The organism is Actinoallomurus bryophytorum, assembly GCF_006716425.1.
Classification (GTDB): Bacteria; Actinomycetota; Actinomycetes; order Streptosporangiales; family Streptosporangiaceae; genus Actinoallomurus; species Actinoallomurus bryophytorum.
In genome coordinates this window covers 6,757,039-6,775,690 of record NZ_VFOZ01000001.1, presented here as the reverse complement: position 1 = coordinate 6,775,690, position 18,652 = coordinate 6,757,039, and the positions used below count along the sequence as shown (strand labels likewise).

The 18,652-nt window shown below is 69.8% G+C and carries 15 protein-coding genes and 1 pseudogene; 7 read left to right on the top strand and 9 right to left on the bottom strand.

Features of this window, described 5'->3' with window-relative positions:
- Positions 1–187 precede the first annotated feature (187 nt).
- Complete coding sequence (locus tag FB559_RS31520; RefSeq protein ID WP_141960413.1) at positions 188–2,134, bottom strand: AfsR/SARP family transcriptional regulator; 1,947 nt, start codon at positions 2,132–2,134, stop codon at positions 188–190.
- A gap of 82 nt (positions 2,135–2,216) precedes the next feature.
- Positions 2,217–2,879, bottom strand: coding sequence for a GNAT family N-acetyltransferase (locus tag FB559_RS31515; RefSeq protein WP_141960411.1), 663 nt, complete (start codon positions 2,877–2,879; stop codon positions 2,217–2,219).
- Between the two features lie 315 nt (positions 2,880–3,194).
- On the opposite strand from FB559_RS31515, the gene FB559_RS31510 reads away from it, so the two are divergent.
- Positions 3,195–4,592: an FAD-binding oxidoreductase gene (locus FB559_RS31510; protein WP_141960409.1), complete on the top strand. Its 1,398-nt coding sequence runs from the start codon at positions 3,195–3,197 to the stop codon at positions 4,590–4,592.
- Positions 4,593–4,962: 370 nt separating this feature from the next.
- Entirely contained in the window at positions 4,963–5,802 is an 840-nt protein-coding gene (locus FB559_RS31505) for a helix-turn-helix transcriptional regulator (RefSeq protein WP_185792480.1), read from the top strand.
- A gap of 108 nt (positions 5,803–5,910) precedes the next feature.
- Here FB559_RS31505 and FB559_RS31500 read toward each other — a convergent pair whose 3' ends face one another.
- Positions 5,911–7,047 (bottom strand): hypothetical protein, encoded by a 1,137-nt coding sequence (locus FB559_RS31500; RefSeq protein WP_141960405.1) that lies wholly within the window; start codon positions 7,045–7,047, stop codon positions 5,911–5,913.
- Between the two features lie 471 nt (positions 7,048–7,518).
- On the opposite strand from FB559_RS31500, the gene FB559_RS31495 reads away from it, so the two are divergent.
- Entirely contained in the window at positions 7,519–8,727 is a 1,209-nt protein-coding gene (locus FB559_RS31495) for a serine hydrolase domain-containing protein (protein ID WP_141960403.1), read from the top strand.
- 107 nt (positions 8,728–8,834) lie between these two features.
- Here FB559_RS31495 and FB559_RS31490 read toward each other — a convergent pair whose 3' ends face one another.
- Positions 8,835–9,494 carry a response regulator transcription factor gene (locus tag FB559_RS31490; RefSeq protein ID WP_141960401.1) on the bottom strand — a complete coding sequence of 220 codons (660 nt, stop codon included), beginning with the start codon at positions 9,492–9,494 and terminating at the stop codon, positions 8,835–8,837.
- A complete protein-coding gene (locus tag FB559_RS31485; RefSeq protein WP_141960399.1) occupies positions 9,482–10,756 on the bottom strand; it encodes a sensor histidine kinase in 1,275 nt (424 codons plus the stop codon). Before FB559_RS31485 ends, FB559_RS31490 begins: the two co-directional genes overlap by 13 nt.
- A 157-nt stretch (positions 10,757–10,913) precedes the next feature.
- Here FB559_RS31485 and FB559_RS31480 point away from each other — a divergent pair, with 157 nt between their 5' ends.
- The 3 genes and pseudogenes from FB559_RS31480 to FB559_RS31470 all read left to right on the top strand — a co-directional run bounded on the left by FB559_RS31480 (position 10,914) and on the right by FB559_RS31470 (position 14,668).
- Positions 10,914–11,144 (top strand): hypothetical protein, encoded by a 231-nt coding sequence (locus FB559_RS31480; RefSeq protein WP_141960397.1) that lies wholly within the window; start codon positions 10,914–10,916, stop codon positions 11,142–11,144.
- Positions 11,141–11,890: pseudogene (locus FB559_RS31475) on the top strand (ABC transporter ATP-binding protein); the annotation flags it as partial. The gene FB559_RS31480 and the pseudogene FB559_RS31475, both read left to right, overlap by 4 nt.
- Before the next feature lie 276 nt (positions 11,891–12,166).
- Positions 12,167–14,668: an FtsX-like permease family protein gene (locus tag FB559_RS31470; RefSeq protein WP_141962053.1), complete on the top strand. Its 2,502-nt coding sequence runs from the start codon at positions 12,167–12,169 to the stop codon at positions 14,666–14,668.
- A gap of 87 nt (positions 14,669–14,755) precedes the next feature.
- On the opposite strand, the gene FB559_RS31465 is transcribed toward FB559_RS31470, so the two are convergent.
- Together FB559_RS31465 and qcrB are read right to left on the bottom strand one after the other, a co-directional pair.
- Positions 14,756–15,178 carry a hypothetical protein gene (locus FB559_RS31465; protein WP_141960393.1) on the bottom strand — a complete coding sequence of 141 codons (423 nt, stop codon included), beginning with the start codon at positions 15,176–15,178 and terminating at the stop codon, positions 14,756–14,758.
- A gap of 65 nt (positions 15,179–15,243) precedes the next feature.
- Positions 15,244–16,581, bottom strand: a complete 1,338-nt coding sequence (qcrB, locus tag FB559_RS31460; protein ID WP_185792479.1) for a cytochrome bc1 complex cytochrome b subunit — start codon at positions 16,579–16,581, stop codon at positions 15,244–15,246.
- Positions 16,582–16,752: 171 nt separating this feature from the next.
- On the opposite strand from qcrB, the gene FB559_RS44210 reads away from it, so the two are divergent.
- Entirely contained in the window at positions 16,753–16,893 is a 141-nt protein-coding gene (locus FB559_RS44210; RefSeq protein WP_185792640.1) for a hypothetical protein, read from the top strand.
- 19 nt (positions 16,894–16,912) lie between these two features.
- Here the strand turns inward: FB559_RS44210 and FB559_RS31455 are convergent, their stop codons facing one another.
- Positions 16,913–17,794, bottom strand: coding sequence for a class I SAM-dependent methyltransferase (locus tag FB559_RS31455; RefSeq protein ID WP_141960389.1), 882 nt, complete (start codon positions 17,792–17,794; stop codon positions 16,913–16,915).
- A gap of 124 nt (positions 17,795–17,918) precedes the next feature.
- Positions 17,919–18,434, bottom strand: a complete 516-nt coding sequence (locus tag FB559_RS31450) for an EF-hand domain-containing protein (protein WP_141960387.1) — start codon at positions 18,432–18,434, stop codon at positions 17,919–17,921.
- Between the last annotated feature and the right edge of the window lie 218 nt (positions 18,435–18,652).

Genomic DNA, 18,652 nt, shown 5'->3' with positions numbered 1-18,652 from the left:
CATCAGGTCGCATCGATGCCGGCGGGGGCTCGGCAAACAAGACAGGCTTGTCTCGGTACGAGACGATACTATCTTGTTATGGTGTCCACAACAGCGCACCCGGATCCCCGGGTGGTCCGGCGCCAGGCGGTGTTCACGCCACGCCCGACCGGTACTTTCGACGACCGCACGACCGCCGGCCCAGTGGCTAGGAAACGGTGTCCAGGTGTGCCGAGAGCCGGTCGAGGGCCGCCTTGCATTCGTTCACACCCCGCCTGCGAAGTGCGTACCGTCGCATCAAGGCGCAGACAATGGCGGCCTGCCAATAATTTCCCTTCGAATCGATCTCAAGGAAATGCGCATTTCCCAGTGCCTCGGATACTCGGCATGCCTGCGTTTTGGGCAGGCCGAGTAGCGCGGCCGCTGCGGGCAGGTCCAACGAGCGCCCTCCCGTCATCCCGAAAAGCATGGCGGCTCTGGCCAGCTCGGGATTGAGTCGATCGAGCGCGAGTCCATAGCGCCTGTCGACCACCTCGCAGTCCTCGTCGACGGCGTACAGCTGCCGAAGGTCGTCCTGGACGCGCGCGTCGACCTGGTCGACGGAGAGGTAGGGGCGGCCCAGCAAGCGCGCCGCCACGACGCGGATCGGAAGCGGGTGATGCGAGCATCTCGCGACCAGCCGTGCGCACGCCTCTGGTTCTTCCGCCACGCGCCGGTCCCCGGCCAGCCCGCTCAGGAGCCGCAGTGCCTCTTGGGGCCGCAGTCCGCCGACCGGGACGGGCCGTAGTCCGGGTACGTCGACCAGTCGTCGCCAGCTCGTGATCAGAACACCGCAGCCATGCGAGCCGGGCAGCAGCGGCATGACCTGCGCACTGTCGTGCGCGTCGTCCAGCAGGACCAGTATCTTGCGATCGGCCACCACGCTGCGCCACATGGCACTGAGCTCGGCCAGCGGCCTGTCATGGGCCGGGGCGTGAACACCGAAGGCGAGGAGAAACCCGGTCAGCACCTCGCGGGGGTCAACGCGGCGCCCGTCCTCGCTCAACTCCGCGTAGAGCTGACCGTCGGGGAACCAGGCTCGCAGCGTCTGGCAGACGCTGATCGCAAGGGCGCTCTTCCCGACGCCGACGACACCGGTCACGTTGATGATTTCCCGTTGGCCTGGAGGGATGAGCGAATCCCGTATCTCCCGGATCTCGGTCTCGCGCCCGACGAAGCCGTCGACGGGTGGGGGCAACTGGGCGGGCGCGACCAGCTCGTAGGCTCTCTGCCGGCCGGTCGCCATCCCCGTGAGCGAGGGGTCCGACTCGAGGATCCGCTGATGCAGATCGCGCAGGCCGGGGCCCGGCTCGAGGCCCATCTCATCCCGCAGCAGGGTTCGTACGTGCCGGTACGCGGCGAGCGCCTCCGCCTGCGAACCGGACCGGTACAGGGCGAGCATCAGGAGTTCCCACAGGTGTTCCCGCAACGGGTGCCGGGTGACGGCCTCGGTCAGCTCTGGCACGACGAGCGAGTGCTGCCCCAGCTCGATCTTCAGCCTGAGCCCCTCTTCGAGCACCGTCGAGCGAAGCCGGTCCAGCCGGTCGCGCTGCCCGTCGAAATACCGTCCGGACACGCCCATCAACGGATCACCGCGCCAGAGCGTCTTCGCCTGCTCGAACCACCGGTCGGCCTCGCCGATATCGCCGAGGTCCCAGGCGGCCTTCCCGTCGGCGACGCACTGCTGGAACACGGTGAGATCCACCCTGGCGGGATCGACCAGGATCGAGTACCCCGGGCCCTGGGACAGAAGCGCCATGTGGCCGTCGGTCACCGCCGGATCCAGGAGCCGGCGCAGCCGGTAGATGTAGGTCCGAACAGTGCTGCGAGCGCCCCGTGGGACGTCGTCGCCCCACAAGGAGTCGATGAGTTCACCGAGCGGCACGTGACCGCCGTCCCGCAGCAGCAGATGTGCGAGTACGGCCCGCTGCTGTGGTGATCCCAGATCCAGCTCGGCTCCGTCCTGCCACGCGGTCACGGCTCCGAGCAGGCCGAATCGCAGCCCTGCTTTCTCCCGCCACGGTCCGATCGACGAACCCGGTCGCTCGCCTTTGCCGTTGACGGCCGAGAGCAGACCGCCGAGGTCCGTGGACGTTCCTCTCCATGTGGCATCCATCAAGGTCTTCCCCCCTGGAAAATGAACGGGCGAACGGCTACCGCGGCCGCTTTCGCCCCGTCGCTTCGGCTTCGGCCGGGGCCTAGACGGGCGTGATCCGTGCCATGCGTGACGTGGCACGGGTGATCCCCGCCAGCGAGACGGGCCCGTCCGCGGACTCCCACAGCGTCCAGCCGCCGTAGGCGAGTCGTTCGTCCACGAGGGCGGCGCCGTCCGCGAGCCTCTCGCCGGTTTCACGGGCGAAGGCCTCGCACCATTCCAGCAGGAGCCCTCGGTCGCCCGCCGTCGCCGGCCGTGAACGTCCCGGCACTGGCGGCTTCGGCCACGTCAACCGGCCGAGCCGGTAGAGCCGCGTGTTCCTGCGCACGTACGCACGCGATCCGGTGTGACGGAACCAGGCGCCGACGATCTCGTGCACCGCCGGGCCGGGTCCGACCAGCCCCGTGGTGGCTCTCCGCTGGGCGGCGATGACGGGCGCGAGTCGCGAAGTCGCCTCGCCCGGCATCGGCGAGATCGCGATGAGGTGCGGGGGCGTCCAGACGAACGCGCCGGCGAGCCGCCTCTCCCCCGATGCCTCCCGCCACCAGCCGTAGAGCGGAGCACACTCCGCGGCGTACCGATGATCAGCGCTTCGGTGGGACGCGATGGCGGACAGCAGCATGGTGTGCCGGTCGGGACGTGCACTCAGGTAGTCGTCGGCGACGGCGAGAAAAGCATCAAGATCATCCATCGTGGTCCACGTCATCGGCTCAGTCTCCCCATCGGTGTCGCACGCCCATCGGCCATGGCGACGAATACATCTGGGACAGGCGCCATTATCGGGCATTCTCTAAGTGGGTGCGTAGTGTCACGATCCCGCCCCGAGCCGATTCCGCATGTCGACATTCCGTCGATGTTCTGTCGATGTTCTGTCGATGTTCTGTCGATGGAATGTCGATATCAAACACAAAGCCATGGTGTAAACCTTCAGCGTGACACGCGAGGGGCTAATCGAGAGCCTTTTACCGGGCGTTTCGGGGACGACAGCGTCTGATACTCAGCATTCGAACCGGGGGACATCATGACCAGCACGGACGCTGCCGCAGAGGCGATCCGCGAGCTTTCCGGCCGGCTCGACCCGAACCGGGTGGTGACGTCGGGTCCGGCCTACGAGGCCACCTGCCGGATCTGGAACGGTGCCGTGGCGAGCCGACCGGCCGTGGTCGTACGGTGCCGGACGCAGGCCGATGTGCAGGCCGCCGTGCGCGCGAGCCGCAACCACGATCTTCCGCTGTCGGTACGTGCGGGTGGGCACGACTGGGCCGGACGCAGTCTCCGCGACAACGGGCTTGTGATCGATCTGACCGGCATGCGGCAGGTCACCGTGGACGCGGAGGCGCGAGTGGCCACTGTCGGCGGCGGTGCCACCGCGACCGATGTGGTCGCCGCGGGGGCCGTTCACGGGCTGGCGGCCGTCACCGGCAATGTCGGCAGCGTCGGGATGGCCGGCCTGACCCTCGGCGGTGGCTATGGCCCCCTGAGCGGTCGATTCGGGCTGGCGGCCGACAACCTTCTCGGCGCCGAGCTGGTCCTCGCCGACGGGCGGCTGGTCACCGTGGACGAAGACCACGAGCCGGAACTCTTCTGGGCCCTTCGCGGTGGCGGGGGCAACTTCGGCGTCGTGACCTCGATGCGCCTTCGGCTCCACGCCCTGGACCGCCTACTGGGAGGACTGATCGTCTACCCGTGGGAGCAGGCCACCAAGGTGCTCGAGCAGGCGGACCAGATCCTCGCCGTCGCACCGGATGAGCTCACCGTGCAGGTCGGTGTCCTCACCAACCGCGACGGCAGGCGTGCGGTGTTCGTCACACCGACCTGGAGCGGTGAGCCGGCGGCCGGCGAGGCGTACGTCGATGAACTGCAGCGGCTCGGAGACCCCGTGATGGCAGTGATGGGGCCCATGGCCTACGGCGAGCTACTGCGCCTCAACGACTTCCTCGGCGAGATCACCGGGAACCACTACGCGGCCCGTACGCGGACGATGGCGCGCCTTACCTCAGACGTCATCGCCGTACTCACCGAGGCGGGCGACGCCTTCACCACGCCCCTCTCTCTCATCCCGATCCACCACTTCCACGGTGCCGCGACCCGGATACCGGTCGAGAACACCGCCTTCGGCGTACGGGAAGACCATCACATGGCCGAGATCGTCGCGATCTGGGAGCCCGGCGACGGCCTCCCGCACAAGGCGTGGGCGGACTCGGTCGCCGACGCTCTGGCACCGCACTCTCTGCCCGGCGGCTACCCCAACATGCTCGGGCCTGATGACCACGCGCAGAACGCCGAGGCATACGGCCCCAACACCGCGCGGCTTCTCGCGGCCAAGGCCCGTTTCGACCCCGACGGAGTCTTCTCCGCCACGGCCCTGCCTCCGTCCACCACAGGTACAACCGAGCGTTCACCGCGGCGATCCGGCTGACGTGGAGGATCTGCTGCTCGAATGACAGTGGCGATTCGCGACCACGGCCTGGACCGCAGGAGGTGGTGGGACCCGCGTGGGCCGCGCGGGCCCCACCACGTACGGGCGACTCAGCACTGCTGCCGGGGGCTCTGACTGATGGGGCGGCAGATTCCTGAGTGACCCGGTGGGGGCAGGGGGAGACGGTCGCCCAACGGTCATCGACCACGAGCGGGCTCGCGTTCGAGGTCGGGCATGTCTTCGGTGCTGATCCCCTTCTTGCTCATCACGTTGCATGGTTCCCCGCCGGATGGCCAGAGTGCCATCGTCCCTGGTGACGCCGTCCCCAGGTAGCACCGCGACAGAATCCTCCGCTGCTAGGCTCGAAGTGATGGACTGCAGGGAGCTGGGCTCCTTCCTCAAGACCCGTCGGGCGAGGATCCAACCGTCCGAGGTCGGACTGATCTGCGACGATCGCCGGCGAGTACCCGGGCTGAGGCGCGATGAGGTGGCTTTGCTCGCGGGCATGTCCACGGACTACTACATCGAGCTCGAACAGGGGCGCGGGCCACGTCCGTCCGAGCAGATACTCACCTCCCTTGCGTCCGCGCTGGACTTCAACCCCGACGAGTGCACCTATCTCTTCCGGCTCGCCGGCTATGCACCACCGACCGCTTCCGTCGTGCCGGGGTTCCCTCGCGTACCCGCCATCCATCCAAGCCTGCGCGACCTGTTCGGCCGACTCACGGCGATACCGACGCTCGTCATCACGGACCTGCACGAACTCCTGGCCCAGAACGCACTCGCCGTAGCCCTCCTGGGCGTGCGCCCGACGGGGACCTGGCCCGATGGCAGCTTCGCCCACCGGTGGTTCGCCGAACCCGCCATCAGAGTGATCTTTCCGGAAGAGGACCACGCATGGCACTCCCAGATCCTCGCGAACGATCTTCGTGCTTCACTGGCCCGTCGCGGTAACGATCCGGCGATCGCGAAACTCATGATCGACCTATGTACGGTGAGCGCCGAGTTCGCCACTCTTTGGCACTCGCATGACGTGGCCCGAAGACGGTCGGAACAGAAGCGAATCGTCCACCCGGAGCACGGAATCATCGAGGTGATGTGCCACAACCTCCCCACCGAGGATGGCCGGCAACGACTTTCGTGGTTCAGTCCCGTGCCGGGTACCGCAGCGGATCGGCAGTTCTCCGCGCTTCGCGCGTCGGTCGCTTGAGACGAGTGTCCTGAGTTGCCATGCTTCGCCGGCCTGGTCGCCTGGGCCTGCCCGGCGACGTGGTCGCGTTCCTCGCCTCCGGGCCTGTCCGCTGGCCGGCGAACGGGATCAGCCGTTGAACTCGGTATTGGCCGCTCGTTGCCCCGCCTCGTTGATCTGGGTGTCACAGGCCAGGGCCAGCAACCGTTCGCGGATGGGCTCGGCCAAGGGGCGGGGGGTGGTCGGTACGAGCTTCTGCCCAGGTTTCACCGGGATCGTGAAGCGCCGTGTGGTCGCCGTGTCGGACCTGGCGGGCGTGAGCGGGTCCAGGCACGGCACTGCCAGTACGGTCACGGCGACCGGCGTGCTCCGTGGCGCGTGTAGCTGGCTGCGCACGATCGTGGTGTCCCACTGGGCGTGCACCGCGTTGCCGGACGTGACGGCGCCGCTTCCGGGGATCTGCCGTATCGCGGTGCCGGAGTCCAAGGCCTCGTCGGGATCGACGGCAAGCGCGATGCCGATGTTGAACGCGTGCGGTGCCTGGGCGGTCAACTGAATGATCCCCCGTAGGGGCTTGCCCGACTTGGTGGTGGCGTCCGCGGGGGTCAGGGTGGCCTTCTCCGGCAGGGGCTGCCCTTGGACGCATTTCTTCGCGCCCAGGTATTTCAGGTTGGAGTCGGGATTCTGCGGGGCGAGGTAGGCGCTGGACAGGTATCGGTCGCGGGCCGGTTCTTTGGACAGCCAGCGGGCCACAAAACGGCCGAGTCCGTGCTCATGACGGGATGCCAGCAGCCACCGGGTGTCGTTCCAGCCCTTCACCACGGGGTCGTTCACCGGGTCACCGACGCAGTAACCGGTGAACCCGACAACGCAGTCCTTGCTGAAACGGTCGGTCTGGGCGAAACCGAGTCCGGGGCCCGAGCGGGCGAAGTTACCCGTCGGCCCGGTCGTGGCCGCCCGATACGGGGTCCGGTACGTCTGTGCCGTCGCGCAGGACGGTACGGCCAGATCGCCGGGCGTCGCGGGCGTGATCAGGTTGAGCAGGCCGCCGATCAGCGCGGGAACGCCCAGTATCCCGACCGCCGTGGCCAGTAGCGTCGACGGCTTCCGCTCGTCCTCGGCCGCGTCACCGGTCAACCGGAAGTGCCACTGGTACAGGACGGCCGCGACGATCAGCACGACCGCACTGATGACGATGTCGATCAGTACGATCCGGGTCGCACCGAACAGCATCCCGTCCTCGACCAGCCACAGGCGGGCCGCCATGAGGCCCAGTAGACCTATCAAGGCCAGCCAAACATACAACCGGGATCTGGGCTTCCGCCGCCGGCGCGAAGTCTCTGCCATGGTCGGGAAAGTACCCGACGTTTCCGTCTTTTTTTACCGATTAATGTCGCAATTACGACCGTTCGGTGGAGATGCGTAAATGATACCCCGTTAATAGTTGGAGATGTGCCATATAACGCCTGTCTGCATCTAATGGATCGACCGACCGTAATACGGTAACGACGCCGCGGAAGTCCCCGCACTTCTCGCCCGTGCCACAGGCGACCCAGCGCACGTCTGTCAGACCGGCTCGATCGGACACGTCCGTGACCGGCCGCCCCTAACACACGCAGACGGGTAGGGCAATGGAGCCAGGGGATCTCCTGATCTCCAGTGTGGGGGATCGCCGCGACCTCCCTGCTCGCAAAGGATGAAGTCATCCACTTCGACCGACCTGAGGAAGAGATTCTCGTGGCTGACTTCCGTGACGCCCCCCACCCGGCTCGGCCCTCGTCCGCCTTCGCGCGTCGCAAGATGGGTCGCCTGACCACGGCGGCGGTGGTGGTGACCGGTCTCGTCGCGGCCGGCGCTCTCGCTCCCCTGGCGGCCGGCGCCCGTACCGTGCCCGCCAAGCACCACGACGCCGTCCAGCAGGGTCTGGACTCTCTGGTGAACGACGACAAGTTCCCCGCCACCCTGGCGTCGGTCCGCGACAAGGACGGGCGGGTCCGCGACTACACCGCCGGCGTCGGTGACGTGAAGACCGGAGCGCCGGTGCCGGTGGACGGAGAGGTACGCATCGGCAGCAACACCAAGACCTTCACCGCCACGGTCGTCCTCCAGCTCGTCGGTGAGGGCAAGATCGACCTCGACGCGCCGATCGAGAAGTACCTGCCGAACCTCGTCCGTGGCGACGGCATCGACGGACACAAGATCACCGTCCGGCAGTTGCTGCAGCACACCAGCGGCCTGCCCGACTACGACGTCGACGTCACCGACGACTACGTGGCCACCAAGCAGCACACCCACTACGAACCGCGCGACCTGCTCGACCTGGGCCTGAGCCACAAGGCCGTGTTCGCGCCCGGTACCGGCTGGTCGTACAGCAACACCAACTATGTGGTGCTCGGCCTCCTGGTACAGAAGATCACCGGCCGGCCGGTCGGCGAGGAGATCACCCATCGCGTCATCGACCGGATCGGCCTGCGCCACACGTACTGGCCGGCCCTGGGCGACCAGAGCATCCACGGACCTCACCCGCACGGCTACTTCTCCCCCGCGCCCGGGACCCCGATGACCGACGTCACCACCAGCGACCCGTCCGCGGGCTGGGCGGCCGGACAGATGATCTCCACCCCGCGCGACCTGAACCGGTTCTTCGGCGCCCTGGTCGACGGCAAGCTGCTCCCACCGGCCCAGCTCAAGCAGATGGAGACCACCGTCGCGGCGCCCGGGTCCGCGGGACGCGGCGACGAACGGTACGGACTCGGGCTCCAGACCTTCACCCTCAGCTGCGGTGGTACCGCCTGGAGCCACGGCGGTGACTACCCCGGCTACTCCACCACCAACGCGGTCAGCACCGACGGACGAGCCGTGACCCTCGCGACCACGGCGCTGCCCACCTCACTGAACGTCCTCAAGGACCTGGAGAACTTCGTGGACGCCGCGGTGTGCGAGTAGCACGGCCGGAAGGAATCCCGGCCGCGCGGAGGAATGCGCGGGCGGGATTCCTCACGTCCCCGGCGACGGCCGGGCGTCGGGCGAACGTGGCCCCGCGGACGCGGTCCTCAGCCCCGGCGCCCGGTCTCCTCGAGATAGCGCAGTACGGCGGTGACCCTGCGGTCCGCACGGTCGGTGGGGGCCAGGTCGAGCTTGGCGAAGATGTTGCGGATGTGCTTGTGGACGGCGCCCTCGGTGACGAAGAGGCGTTCGGCGATGGCGGTGTTGCCCAGTCCCTCGGCCATCACGGCGAGGACGTCGCGTTCCCGTGCGGTCAGGCGTTCGAGGGCACTGTCGGGGCGGGTACGCGTGAGCAGTTGCGCGACGACCTCGGGGTCGATGGCCGTACCTCCTTCGGCCACCCGGTGCAGTGCGTCGAGGAACTGCTCGACGCGGCCGACCCTCTCCTTGAGCAGGTACCCGAGCCGCATGGCGCCACCGATGAGCAGTTCGTTGGCGAACGCCTGCTCCACGTACGCGGACAGCACGAGCACGGCCAGACCGGGCTGACGGCGCCGGGCCTCGACCGCCGCCACGATCCCCTCGTCGGTATGCGTCGGCGGCATCCGTACGTCGACGATGGCGACGTCCGGGTGGTAGGTGTCGACCGCCGCGAGGAAGGCGTCCGGGCCGTCGGTCGTGGCCACCACGTCCAGCGACTCGGCACGCAGTAGCAACGCGACCCCCTCACGCAGCAGGGGGTCGTCCTCGGCGATCACGATCCGCATGGAAGCTCCGCTTGAAGAGTCGTCGGCCCACCGGGTGGGCTGGTGAGGGTGAGATGGCCGTCGTGCGCCTCGATCCGGCGGCGGATGCCGGTGATGCCGGAGCCGTGGTGCTCGTCCGCGCCGCCGTGGCCGTCGTCGACGACCTGCAAGAACAGCCGGTCGCCCTGGCGGCGTACGGTCACGGTGGCGTGCCGTGCCCCGCTGTGCTTGGCGACGTTGGTGAGCGTCTCGGCCACCACGAAGTAGGTCGTGGCCTCGACGGAGGCGGCGCACCGGCCGGGCACGTCGACGTCGACCTCGCAGGGCACCCCGCAGTTGGACGCGAGCCCGGCGAGGGCACCGGCGAGTCCCCGGTCGGCCAGGACCGGCGGCAGGATGCCGCGTACGACCGTACGCAGCTCGGCCAGGGCCAGTTCGGCGGCGTCGTGGGCGCGTTCGAGCATGGCGTCGGCGTCCGCCGGGTCACGGGCCAGCGCGCGGCGGGTCGCGCCCAGCAGCACCGTCACCGCGACGAGCCGGTTCTGGGCACCGTCGTGCAACGACCGTTCGATGCGCCGCAGCTCGGTCGCGTGGGCGTCCAGCGCCGCGGCGCGGGTGGCGGAAAGCTGCGCGACCCGCAGGGACAGGTCGGTGTCCGGGTGCGGAACCAGGAGCCGCCGTCCCGGCCATGCCTGCAACCGGGCGAGGGCCGGGCCGAAGAGCACGAAGAGCACGCCCAGCACCAGGCCGAGGAGTGCGACCTCCAGGGCGCTGGACAGGTCGTGGACGGACCAGAACACCAGGTTCGGCTTGTCACCGCCCGGTGACAGCATCCGCCACCACAGCGGGAACGTGACGTCCTGTACCGCGTTGACCGGCAGACTCAGCCCGGCGAGGCTGATGAGCAGGCCGAATGTGCCGTGGACGGCGACCCAGCCCAGGTCACGCCGCACGGCCTGATCCGCCAGGGCGGCCCGTACGCCGGCCGCCGGCACCGGCTCCGGGCCGATGATCTCCGGTCCCCATCGGGATAGCCGGGCGCGCTCCCGCTCGGCGACGACGTGCAGCACGCGCGGCACGGTGGGCGCCAGGAGCAGGCCCACGCCGACAAGGCAGGTGAGCGCCACCAGGACCAGCCACAGCAGGGCGGCCAGCGCCAGAATGCCCGTGCCCAGGCCGCCGACGAGATGTTCGAGCGCGTTCAGCAGCGCGCGGCCGCGGGTTCGGACACCCCATCGCCCCGCCCGTTCCGGACCGGGCGGATCGGCGTCATTGGTCGGCATTCGCACCTCCTGGGCCCGACCCTAGGGCAGCGTTTTGATCTCTGTCAGGCGGCCGCCGGAGGAGTACAGCCTGCTGTACCACGATCGGCGCGTTGGCTGGATCGTCCCCGGTTACCCCCGCTCCTAGCGTTGTGGCCAATCGACCAAGGAGCAAATCATGACGGACCCCTACCGGATCTACGAGACCGCCGACTCCTCGCCGGCCGCCGCCGAGCGGCGCGGGAGACTACGGCCGGTGCTGTGGCTGCTGCTGGTGATCAGCGTGGCCGGCAACGTGGCCACCTCGAACACCGGACTCAACATCATGCTCGGGATCGGCTTCGGGCTGGTCGCCCTCGCCTGCGGCGCCGCGCTGATCGTCGACCACTACCAGCACCGACGCCGATGAGGGCCGCAGCCGAACACGGCCACCCTCAGGCGGCGTTGCGGGCGCCGGCCGTCGCGCTGGCGAACGTCACCAAGACCTACCCCGGCGGCGTACGCGCCCTCGACGACGTGTCCATCACGGTGGAGCGAGGCATGTTCCTCGCGGTGATGGGCCCGTCGGGGTCGGGCAAGAGCACCCTGATGCACTGCGCCGCCGGGCTGGACACCCCGACCAGCGGGAACGTCGCCATCGACGGCATCGCGATCGGGGGGCTGAACGAGACCCGGCGTACGGAACTGCGCCGCGCACGCGTCGGGTTCGTGTTCCAGTCCTACAACCTCGTTCCGTCGCTCAGCGTCGTGGACAACATCACGCTGCCGTTGCGGCTCGCGGGCACGGCGCCGGACCGCGACTGGGTGCGGCTGCTGGTCGAACGGGTCGGGCTGGCGGACCGGCTGGAACGCCGCCCGGCCGAGCTGTCCGGCGGCCAGCAGCAACGGGCCGCGATCGCCCGGGCGCTGGTCACCAGGCCCGCGGTCGTGTTCGGCGACGAGCCGACCGGCGCACTGGACCTGCGTACCGCTCGTGAGGTGCTCGACCTGCTCCGCGACCTGGTCGACGGCCTCGGCCAGACGGTCGTGATGGTCACCCACGATCCGGCCGCCGCCGCGCGTGCGGACCAGGTGCTGGTCATGGCCGACGGACGGGTCGTGGAAACGCTGGAGAAGCGCAGTGCGGCCGACCTCGCCCACCACATCACGAGCCTGTCCCCACCCGACGGCCCCGCCACCGTGCCCTCACCCGACGGCCCCGCCACCCGGCGCACGACCTTTCCCCCACCCGATGGCCCCGCGACCCGGCGCACGGCCTTTCCCCCACCCGATGGCTCCGCGACCCGGCGCACGGCCTTTCCCCCACCCGATGGCTCCGCGACCCGGCGCACGGCCTTTCCCCCACCCGATGGCTCCGCGACCCGGCGCACGGCCTTTCCCCCACCCGATGGCTCCGCGACCCGGCGCCCCACCCTGGAAACGGAGTAAGTGATGTTGTATCTGGCGTTGCGCATGGCGCGGTACCGGATCGCCGCGCTGGTGGCGATCGCGTGCGCCGCCCTGGGGGGTGCCGCGTTCATCACCGGCATCGGCGTGCTGGCCGAGTCGGGTTTCCGGTCGCACGCGCCGGTCGGCCGGCTCGCCGGGGCCGACGTCGTCGTCTCCGCCGGGCAGTCCTACAAGGCGACTGGCGGCGAGCCGGCCATCGCGCTGCCCGAACGCGCGAGAGTGCCGGGCGACCTGGCCGGCCGGCTGGCGCGCCTGCCCGGCGTCACCGCCGCGATCGGCGACCTGAGCTTCCCCGCCGCCGTCCTCGACCGGCATGGCGCGGTCGTACCGGCCGGCGATCCACGCACCGCCGGGCACGGCTGGGCCTCGACCGGGCTGCTGGAACACGCGCCCGTCACCGGCACGCCACCGGCCGGCCCGGCAGAGATCGCCCTCGACCGGCGCACCGCCGCCGCGGCGGGCGTGACGGCCGGCGGCCAGGTGTCGGTGGTCGCCGCCGGACACCGCGCCACGTACCGCGTCTCGGCCGTGATCGGCGCGCCCGGGATCTACTTCGCCGACGCCACGGCGGCGCGGCTGGCCGGCCCCGGGGTCGACCTGGTCGCGCTGCGCACCGCGCCCGGCGCCCGTACGTCGGTCACCGCGAAGGTCCACGAGGCCGCGCGGGGACTGAACGTGTCCACCGGAGCCGCGCGTGGCGACGTCGAGGCCCCCGACACGGCGACGGGCCGCGGCACCCTGCCCCTGCTCGCGAGCTCACTCGCCGGAGTCACCCTCCTCGTCGTCGGGTTCATCGTGGGCGGCGCGCTGGCGGTCTCGATCGGGTCCCAGCGGCGTGACCTGGCCCTCATGCGGGCCGTCGGGGCCACCCCGCGCCAGGTCCGCCGCCTGGCCGCCCTCCAGGCCACCATCGTCACGGTCGCCGCCCTGGTACCCGGCGTCCCGCTCGGCTACCTGCTGGCCGAACGCCTCCGGCTGCTGCTCGTCTCGACCGGGATGCTCCCGTCCTCGCTGCCGCTGACCTTCAGTCCCCTTCCCGCGGTGGCGGCGGTGATCCTGCTGCTCCTCGTCGTACGCGTCTCGTCGTGGTGCGCGGCGTTCCGTACGGCCCGGATGCCCGCCACCGAGGCGGTCGCCGAGTCACGCAGCGAACCTCGCGATCCGTCCAAGGGGAGGGCGTTCGCCGGGCTCCTGCTGATCGTCGGGGCGACCGTCCTGTCGGTCGGCCCGCTGCTGGCCCGGTCGCAGGCCGGCGCCGCGGTGACGGCCCTCGCCGGCATCATCGCGACGATCGGCCTCGCCCTCGCGGGCCCCGTCATGGTCGGCCGGATCGCCCACACGCTGGCCCGCCGGCTGCCCGTCGGGGTGGCCGCCTCGACGTGGCTGGCCGTGGCCAACAGCCGCGGGTACGCCCTGCGCGTCGCCGGCGCCATCACCACGCTCGCCATGGCCGTGGTCTTCACGCTGACGTACGCGCTGACGCAGACCACCGTGCTGAAGGCGACGTCCGCCGACGTCAGCGACGGCACCCGCGCACAGTTCACGATGACCGCGCCCGGCTTGGGGGGCGTGCCCGATGACCTGCCCGCGGCCGTACGGGCCACCCGGGGAGTGAAGGCCGTGGCTCCGGTCACCAGCACGGCGGTGATCTGGCCGTACAAGATGTTCGGCGACATCCAGGCCGACTCCCAGCCCGCGCGGATCCTGAACCCGGCCGCGCCCGGGGTCCTCGACCTCGACGTACGGGCCGGCGACCTGGCGGACCTGACCGGTGCCACGGTCGCCGTCGCCTCCGACGCGGCCAAGACGCGGCACGCGCCTTTGGACGGCACGGTGAACCTGATCCTCGGCGACGGCGCCCACGTGAGCGCCCGTGTCGTCGCGGTCTACGGCCGTGGCCTCGGCTTCGGCCCCGTGGCGATCTCACGCGACCTCGCCGCGGGACACACCGCGACGCGACTCGACCAGAGCCTGCTGATCCGTACCGACGGCACGGCCGCGGCCCGGCGTGGCCTCACCGCGCTCGCCGCGTCCCGCCCGGGGCTGGCCCTCGGCGACTCCGGAACCGCGGACAACGGTGACGCGGTCCCACCGGAGTTGTGGATCAACGTCGCGGTGCTCACGGTGCTGCTCGGATACCTCCTGCTCGGCATCGCCAACAAGCTCGTCGCGACCACCGCGGGGCGACGCCATGAGTTCGCCGCACTCCAGCTGATCGGCGCCACGCCCGGCCAGATCCGCAAGATGATGCGCCGGGAGGCGGCACTGATCTGCACGGTCGCGCTCGGCACCGGCTTCCTGCTGTCCGTCGTGCCACTCGTGCTGCTGTCGATCGGCTTCCTGCACCGGCCCTGGCCGGCCGGGCCGATCTGGCTGCCACCCGGCGTCGCGCTCGTGGTGGCCGCGATCGCCTTCCTCACCATGGAGATCCCCACCCGCCGGGCACTGCGCATCCCGCCCGCCCAGGCCCTCACCCGGGGCTGACCGTCGCACCACCTCATGACGTCGGGGACCTTCGGCCCGTACCTCCGTAAGGTCCCCGCGGGTCTCATCGAGTGTCGTCCGGCGTGTTCATCCTCCCTGTGCGCTCCGGCGCCTCGACGGCACCAGGAGGAGGGTCGCGAGCAGCACCAGAACGGACAGGACGACGACGTTGAGTACCTGGTCCTCCTTCCCGTACATGTCCAGATGCCGCGTGTGAAAGACGAGGTGCGGCACGCTGAAGACCAGCCATGCCGCGCCCGTCGTCCGTACGAGCCGTACGTCACGTACGTGGCGCAGGGAGATGATCGTCAGCACGGCCATCGCCAGGAACATCGCCCCGGTGTCCTTGGCGAGGTGCTCGTTGTAGGGCCCCAGTTGAGGCAGCCAGCTGCGCCCGAGGCCGGGGAAGTTCGCATACCAGTTCACTGGGGCGGCGTACGCCCAGATGCCCGTGAAGAGCGCGCTCGCGGCCAGGAGGCCAAGAGCGACGCACCTGATTCTCGTGTTCATACCCCTATGACGAGACAGGACCCGCCGATGTGAGATGCCCCCCTGACCAGGGGGACGAGCCGCCGCTAAGGGGCCCGGTCGATGGCCTTCCGGGGCGGGCGGATGAGCTCTTCGAAGCCGCCGCCCGGGAGTTGCCGGATCAGTCCCGTCTCGACGCCGTGTTCTGCCTCGTCCCGTTCGCGCTGCCGCAGGCCGAGGCAGAGCCGCCGGGTGACGGTGAACGCCACGGCCGGTCCCGCGATCACCGCGAAGCGGAAGAAGATCGTGATGGCGTTCAGGGACAGGTGGAAGTGCGTGGCGATCTGGTCGTTGGAGGCGGCCGCCCACAGCAGTCCGTATAAGGTGACTCCGGCCGCGCCGATCGCCGTACGGGTCGCCCTGTCGCGTGGACGGTCCAGCAGGTCGTGGGGGCGGATGTCGCCGGTGACCCGGCGCTCGATCATCGGGTAGGCGGCCAGGAGGGTGAAGAAGGCTCCGGGAAGGACGAGCCCCGGTATGAGCACCGCGAGACTGAGCGGGTGCCCGAACACGTTGGGTTCCCAGTTCGGCATGATCCGGAGTCCGCCGTCGAGGAAGCCCATGTACCAGCCGGGTACGGCCCCTGCCGTGATCGAGCCGGGTTCGAAGGGGCCGTACAGCCAGACCGGGTTGATCTGTGCCAACGAACCCAGCAGCGCGAGAACCCCGCACACGGCGGAGAACAGCGCCCCGGCCGCGACCAGGCGGGAGCGGCGGTCGAGGGTACGGGGCCGCCCGCCGGCGAAACGGGTGTGCCCCTGCCGCCGCAGGAGCCGATGGCGCAGCACCAGCAGCGCGAGGACGAGAACGCCGATGACCAGATGCGCCTCGTACAGGCGAGGAATGATCCTGTCGCCGGGCACGTCGCCGCCGAACAGCCAGAGCGTCAGGTAGGTGCCGACCACCGGAATCGACTGGACGATCCCCTGGATGAGACTGAGACTGCCGCCGGACAGCTGGTCGTCGGGCAGCACGGTGCCGGTGACGCCCGCGGCCATGCCCAGCGCCAGCAGTCCGACCCAGATGAGCCAGTTGAGCCCGCGCGGGCGGCGGAAGGCCGCGGTGAAGAACATGCGGAAGAGCTGCAGCAGCACGGCGGCGACGAAGATGACGGCGGCCCAGTGGTGGATCTGCCGCACCAGCAGCCCGCCGCGGACATCGAAGCTGAGGTTCAGCGTCGAGGCGTACGCTCCGCTCATGCCGACGCCCCGCAGCGTCGGGTACGTGCCGTCGTAGACCGTCCGCCTCATCGTGGGCTCGTAGAACCCCATGAGGAAAGCGCCGGTCAGTACCAGCACGACGAATGCGTATGCGGCGATCTCACCGAACATGAACGACCAGTGCCCCTGGCCGGCTCCGCGCACGTACCGCGATCTGAGGGTCATGAGTTCCCCGAACATCAGCGTATGCCGCCATCGGCATCTCACTGATAAGACTGATCGGCACCGCGTTCTGTGATGCCGACGGCCCGAATGTGGCCGAGGTCACGCGGGACGAACTCACGCGCCCGGCCCACGCGGGCACCGCGACACGCATGCGTGAGAGAGGCTGAGGCGATGTTCGAAGCCTTCGATTCCCAAGGCATCACGAAGAGACCGACCGGACCGCCGGGGTACGGAATCGACTCCGGACACCATGTCGCGGAAGAGGCTCCGGACGCGCTCGCCACCTCCCTCGGCGACTTCTTCGCCGGCTGACCTGTGCCGGTGGCCGCCGTCAGGGCCTGCCGGCGAACACCCATCGGTTGGCGGCCAGCGCGTCGTGCTGCTCGGGCTCGGGGTGTGGGCCGCGTCCGTGGCGACGGGTGAACTCGAACGCGGTGTGGACCGACGTGCCCCAGCCACGGGCGGTCAGGTCCGCGGCGGAGTCGGGCCGCGGATCCCCGTCGAACAGGACGAGCAGGTCGATACCGGTCCGCCTGGCCGCCGAGTAGATCGAGCTCTCGCGGACGGCCGCGGACTCCACGCCGAGCTTGATCTCGTAGGCCAGAGCGCTCCCCGCGGCGCTCAGCCCGTCGACCGCCTCGATGAGGGCGCGTTCGGCGGCACGGGGAAGGTAGAGCAGCAGCCCTTCGGCGAGCCAGGCGGCCGGTGCGGCCGGGTCGAAGCCCGCGCCGGTCAGCGCCTTGGCCCATTCGAGGCGCAGATCCGCCCCGATCGTGACGCGCTCGGCCTTCGGTGTGGCACGCAGCCCGGCGAGCACGCGGTCCTTGAACGCGAGGACGTCCTCCTGGTCGACTTCGAAGACCGTGCAGCCGGGCGGCCAGTCGAGCCGGTACGCCCGCGTGTCCAGGCCGGCCCCGAGCAGCACGACCTGCCGTGCGCCGTCGCGTACCTGGGACAGGAGGAAGTCGTCGAGGACCCGCGTCCGCAGGCCGAAGTAGCGCCCCAGCCGGCCCCACAGCGGATCGGCGTCGCCGTCAGGAACCTGATGAGGGCGGATCGGCCAGCCCGCGGACGCACGTGCCGCGCGCACGAAGTGCTCGGCGTAGACGTCCCGCGCCAGGGCGTCGTGGCGGTGGGTCTCGATCGCCCGCGCGGCGGCGACCATGAGGGCGGTCAGTCCAACGCCTTCTTCCACGCCGGTGTCACCGGCCATGGACTCTCCTCTCCGGGCCCTGCCTCGCGGCCGGCATCCTCCGGCCGCGAGGCGGCGGTCTGGCAGGACGGGAAGACGAGCCGATGCCCGTGGGGGGCACCGGCTCGACGCCGGCCGCGGGGTGTCAGACGAGGGTGTCGCCGACGGAGTGACTGCCCTTGGTGAGGAAGAAGTCCTCGATGGCGGTCCGCCACTCGATCCTGGAGACCTGGCCGGTGCCCTGTGGGTCGAGCGCCCGGGAGAGATCCTCGATGTTCGCCACGGGGAAGCCCACGGCCCCCAGCCCCCGCACGAGGTCGGCGTGCTGGACGAAGCCGTCGTCGTCGCGGTCGCATATCGCGGTCAACGCCTCCGCGTAGGGGCGGACGTTGCCTTCGTACCCGTCAGGTTCGTGGAACCGTGCGTACTCCTCGCAGGTCAGCCTCCCGTCGCCGTTCCGGTCGAGGGTGCCGACAAGGCCCTGCCAGTAGCGACGGCAGCCCGCGTGCATCGCCTGGGCCTTGGGTGAGCTCTCCGCCACGTCGAGGGCCTGGACGATCCGGTGCCCGAGCCTGTCGAAGTCGCCCGCCTCCAGGTAACCGTTGGAGTTGGTGTCGAGAGCATCGAACGCGGCCTTGATTCGATCCAGACGTGCATCCATCGGGGGGAACCTCCAGGGAGGAGCGTGACGCGGACAGTAGTACTGTAACTACTTAAAGTGATCGTTCAAAGAGCCTCGTGAGGTCCGGGTGGAGCATTCCGCCCGCGCCGCCACCCGACATCGAAGGCTTGTCACAAATCTCACGCTCATTTCAATCAGAGCTCCGATGGCGGATTCCATTTTCCGACATTGCAATCTGTTACCGCTTCGTTACAGTT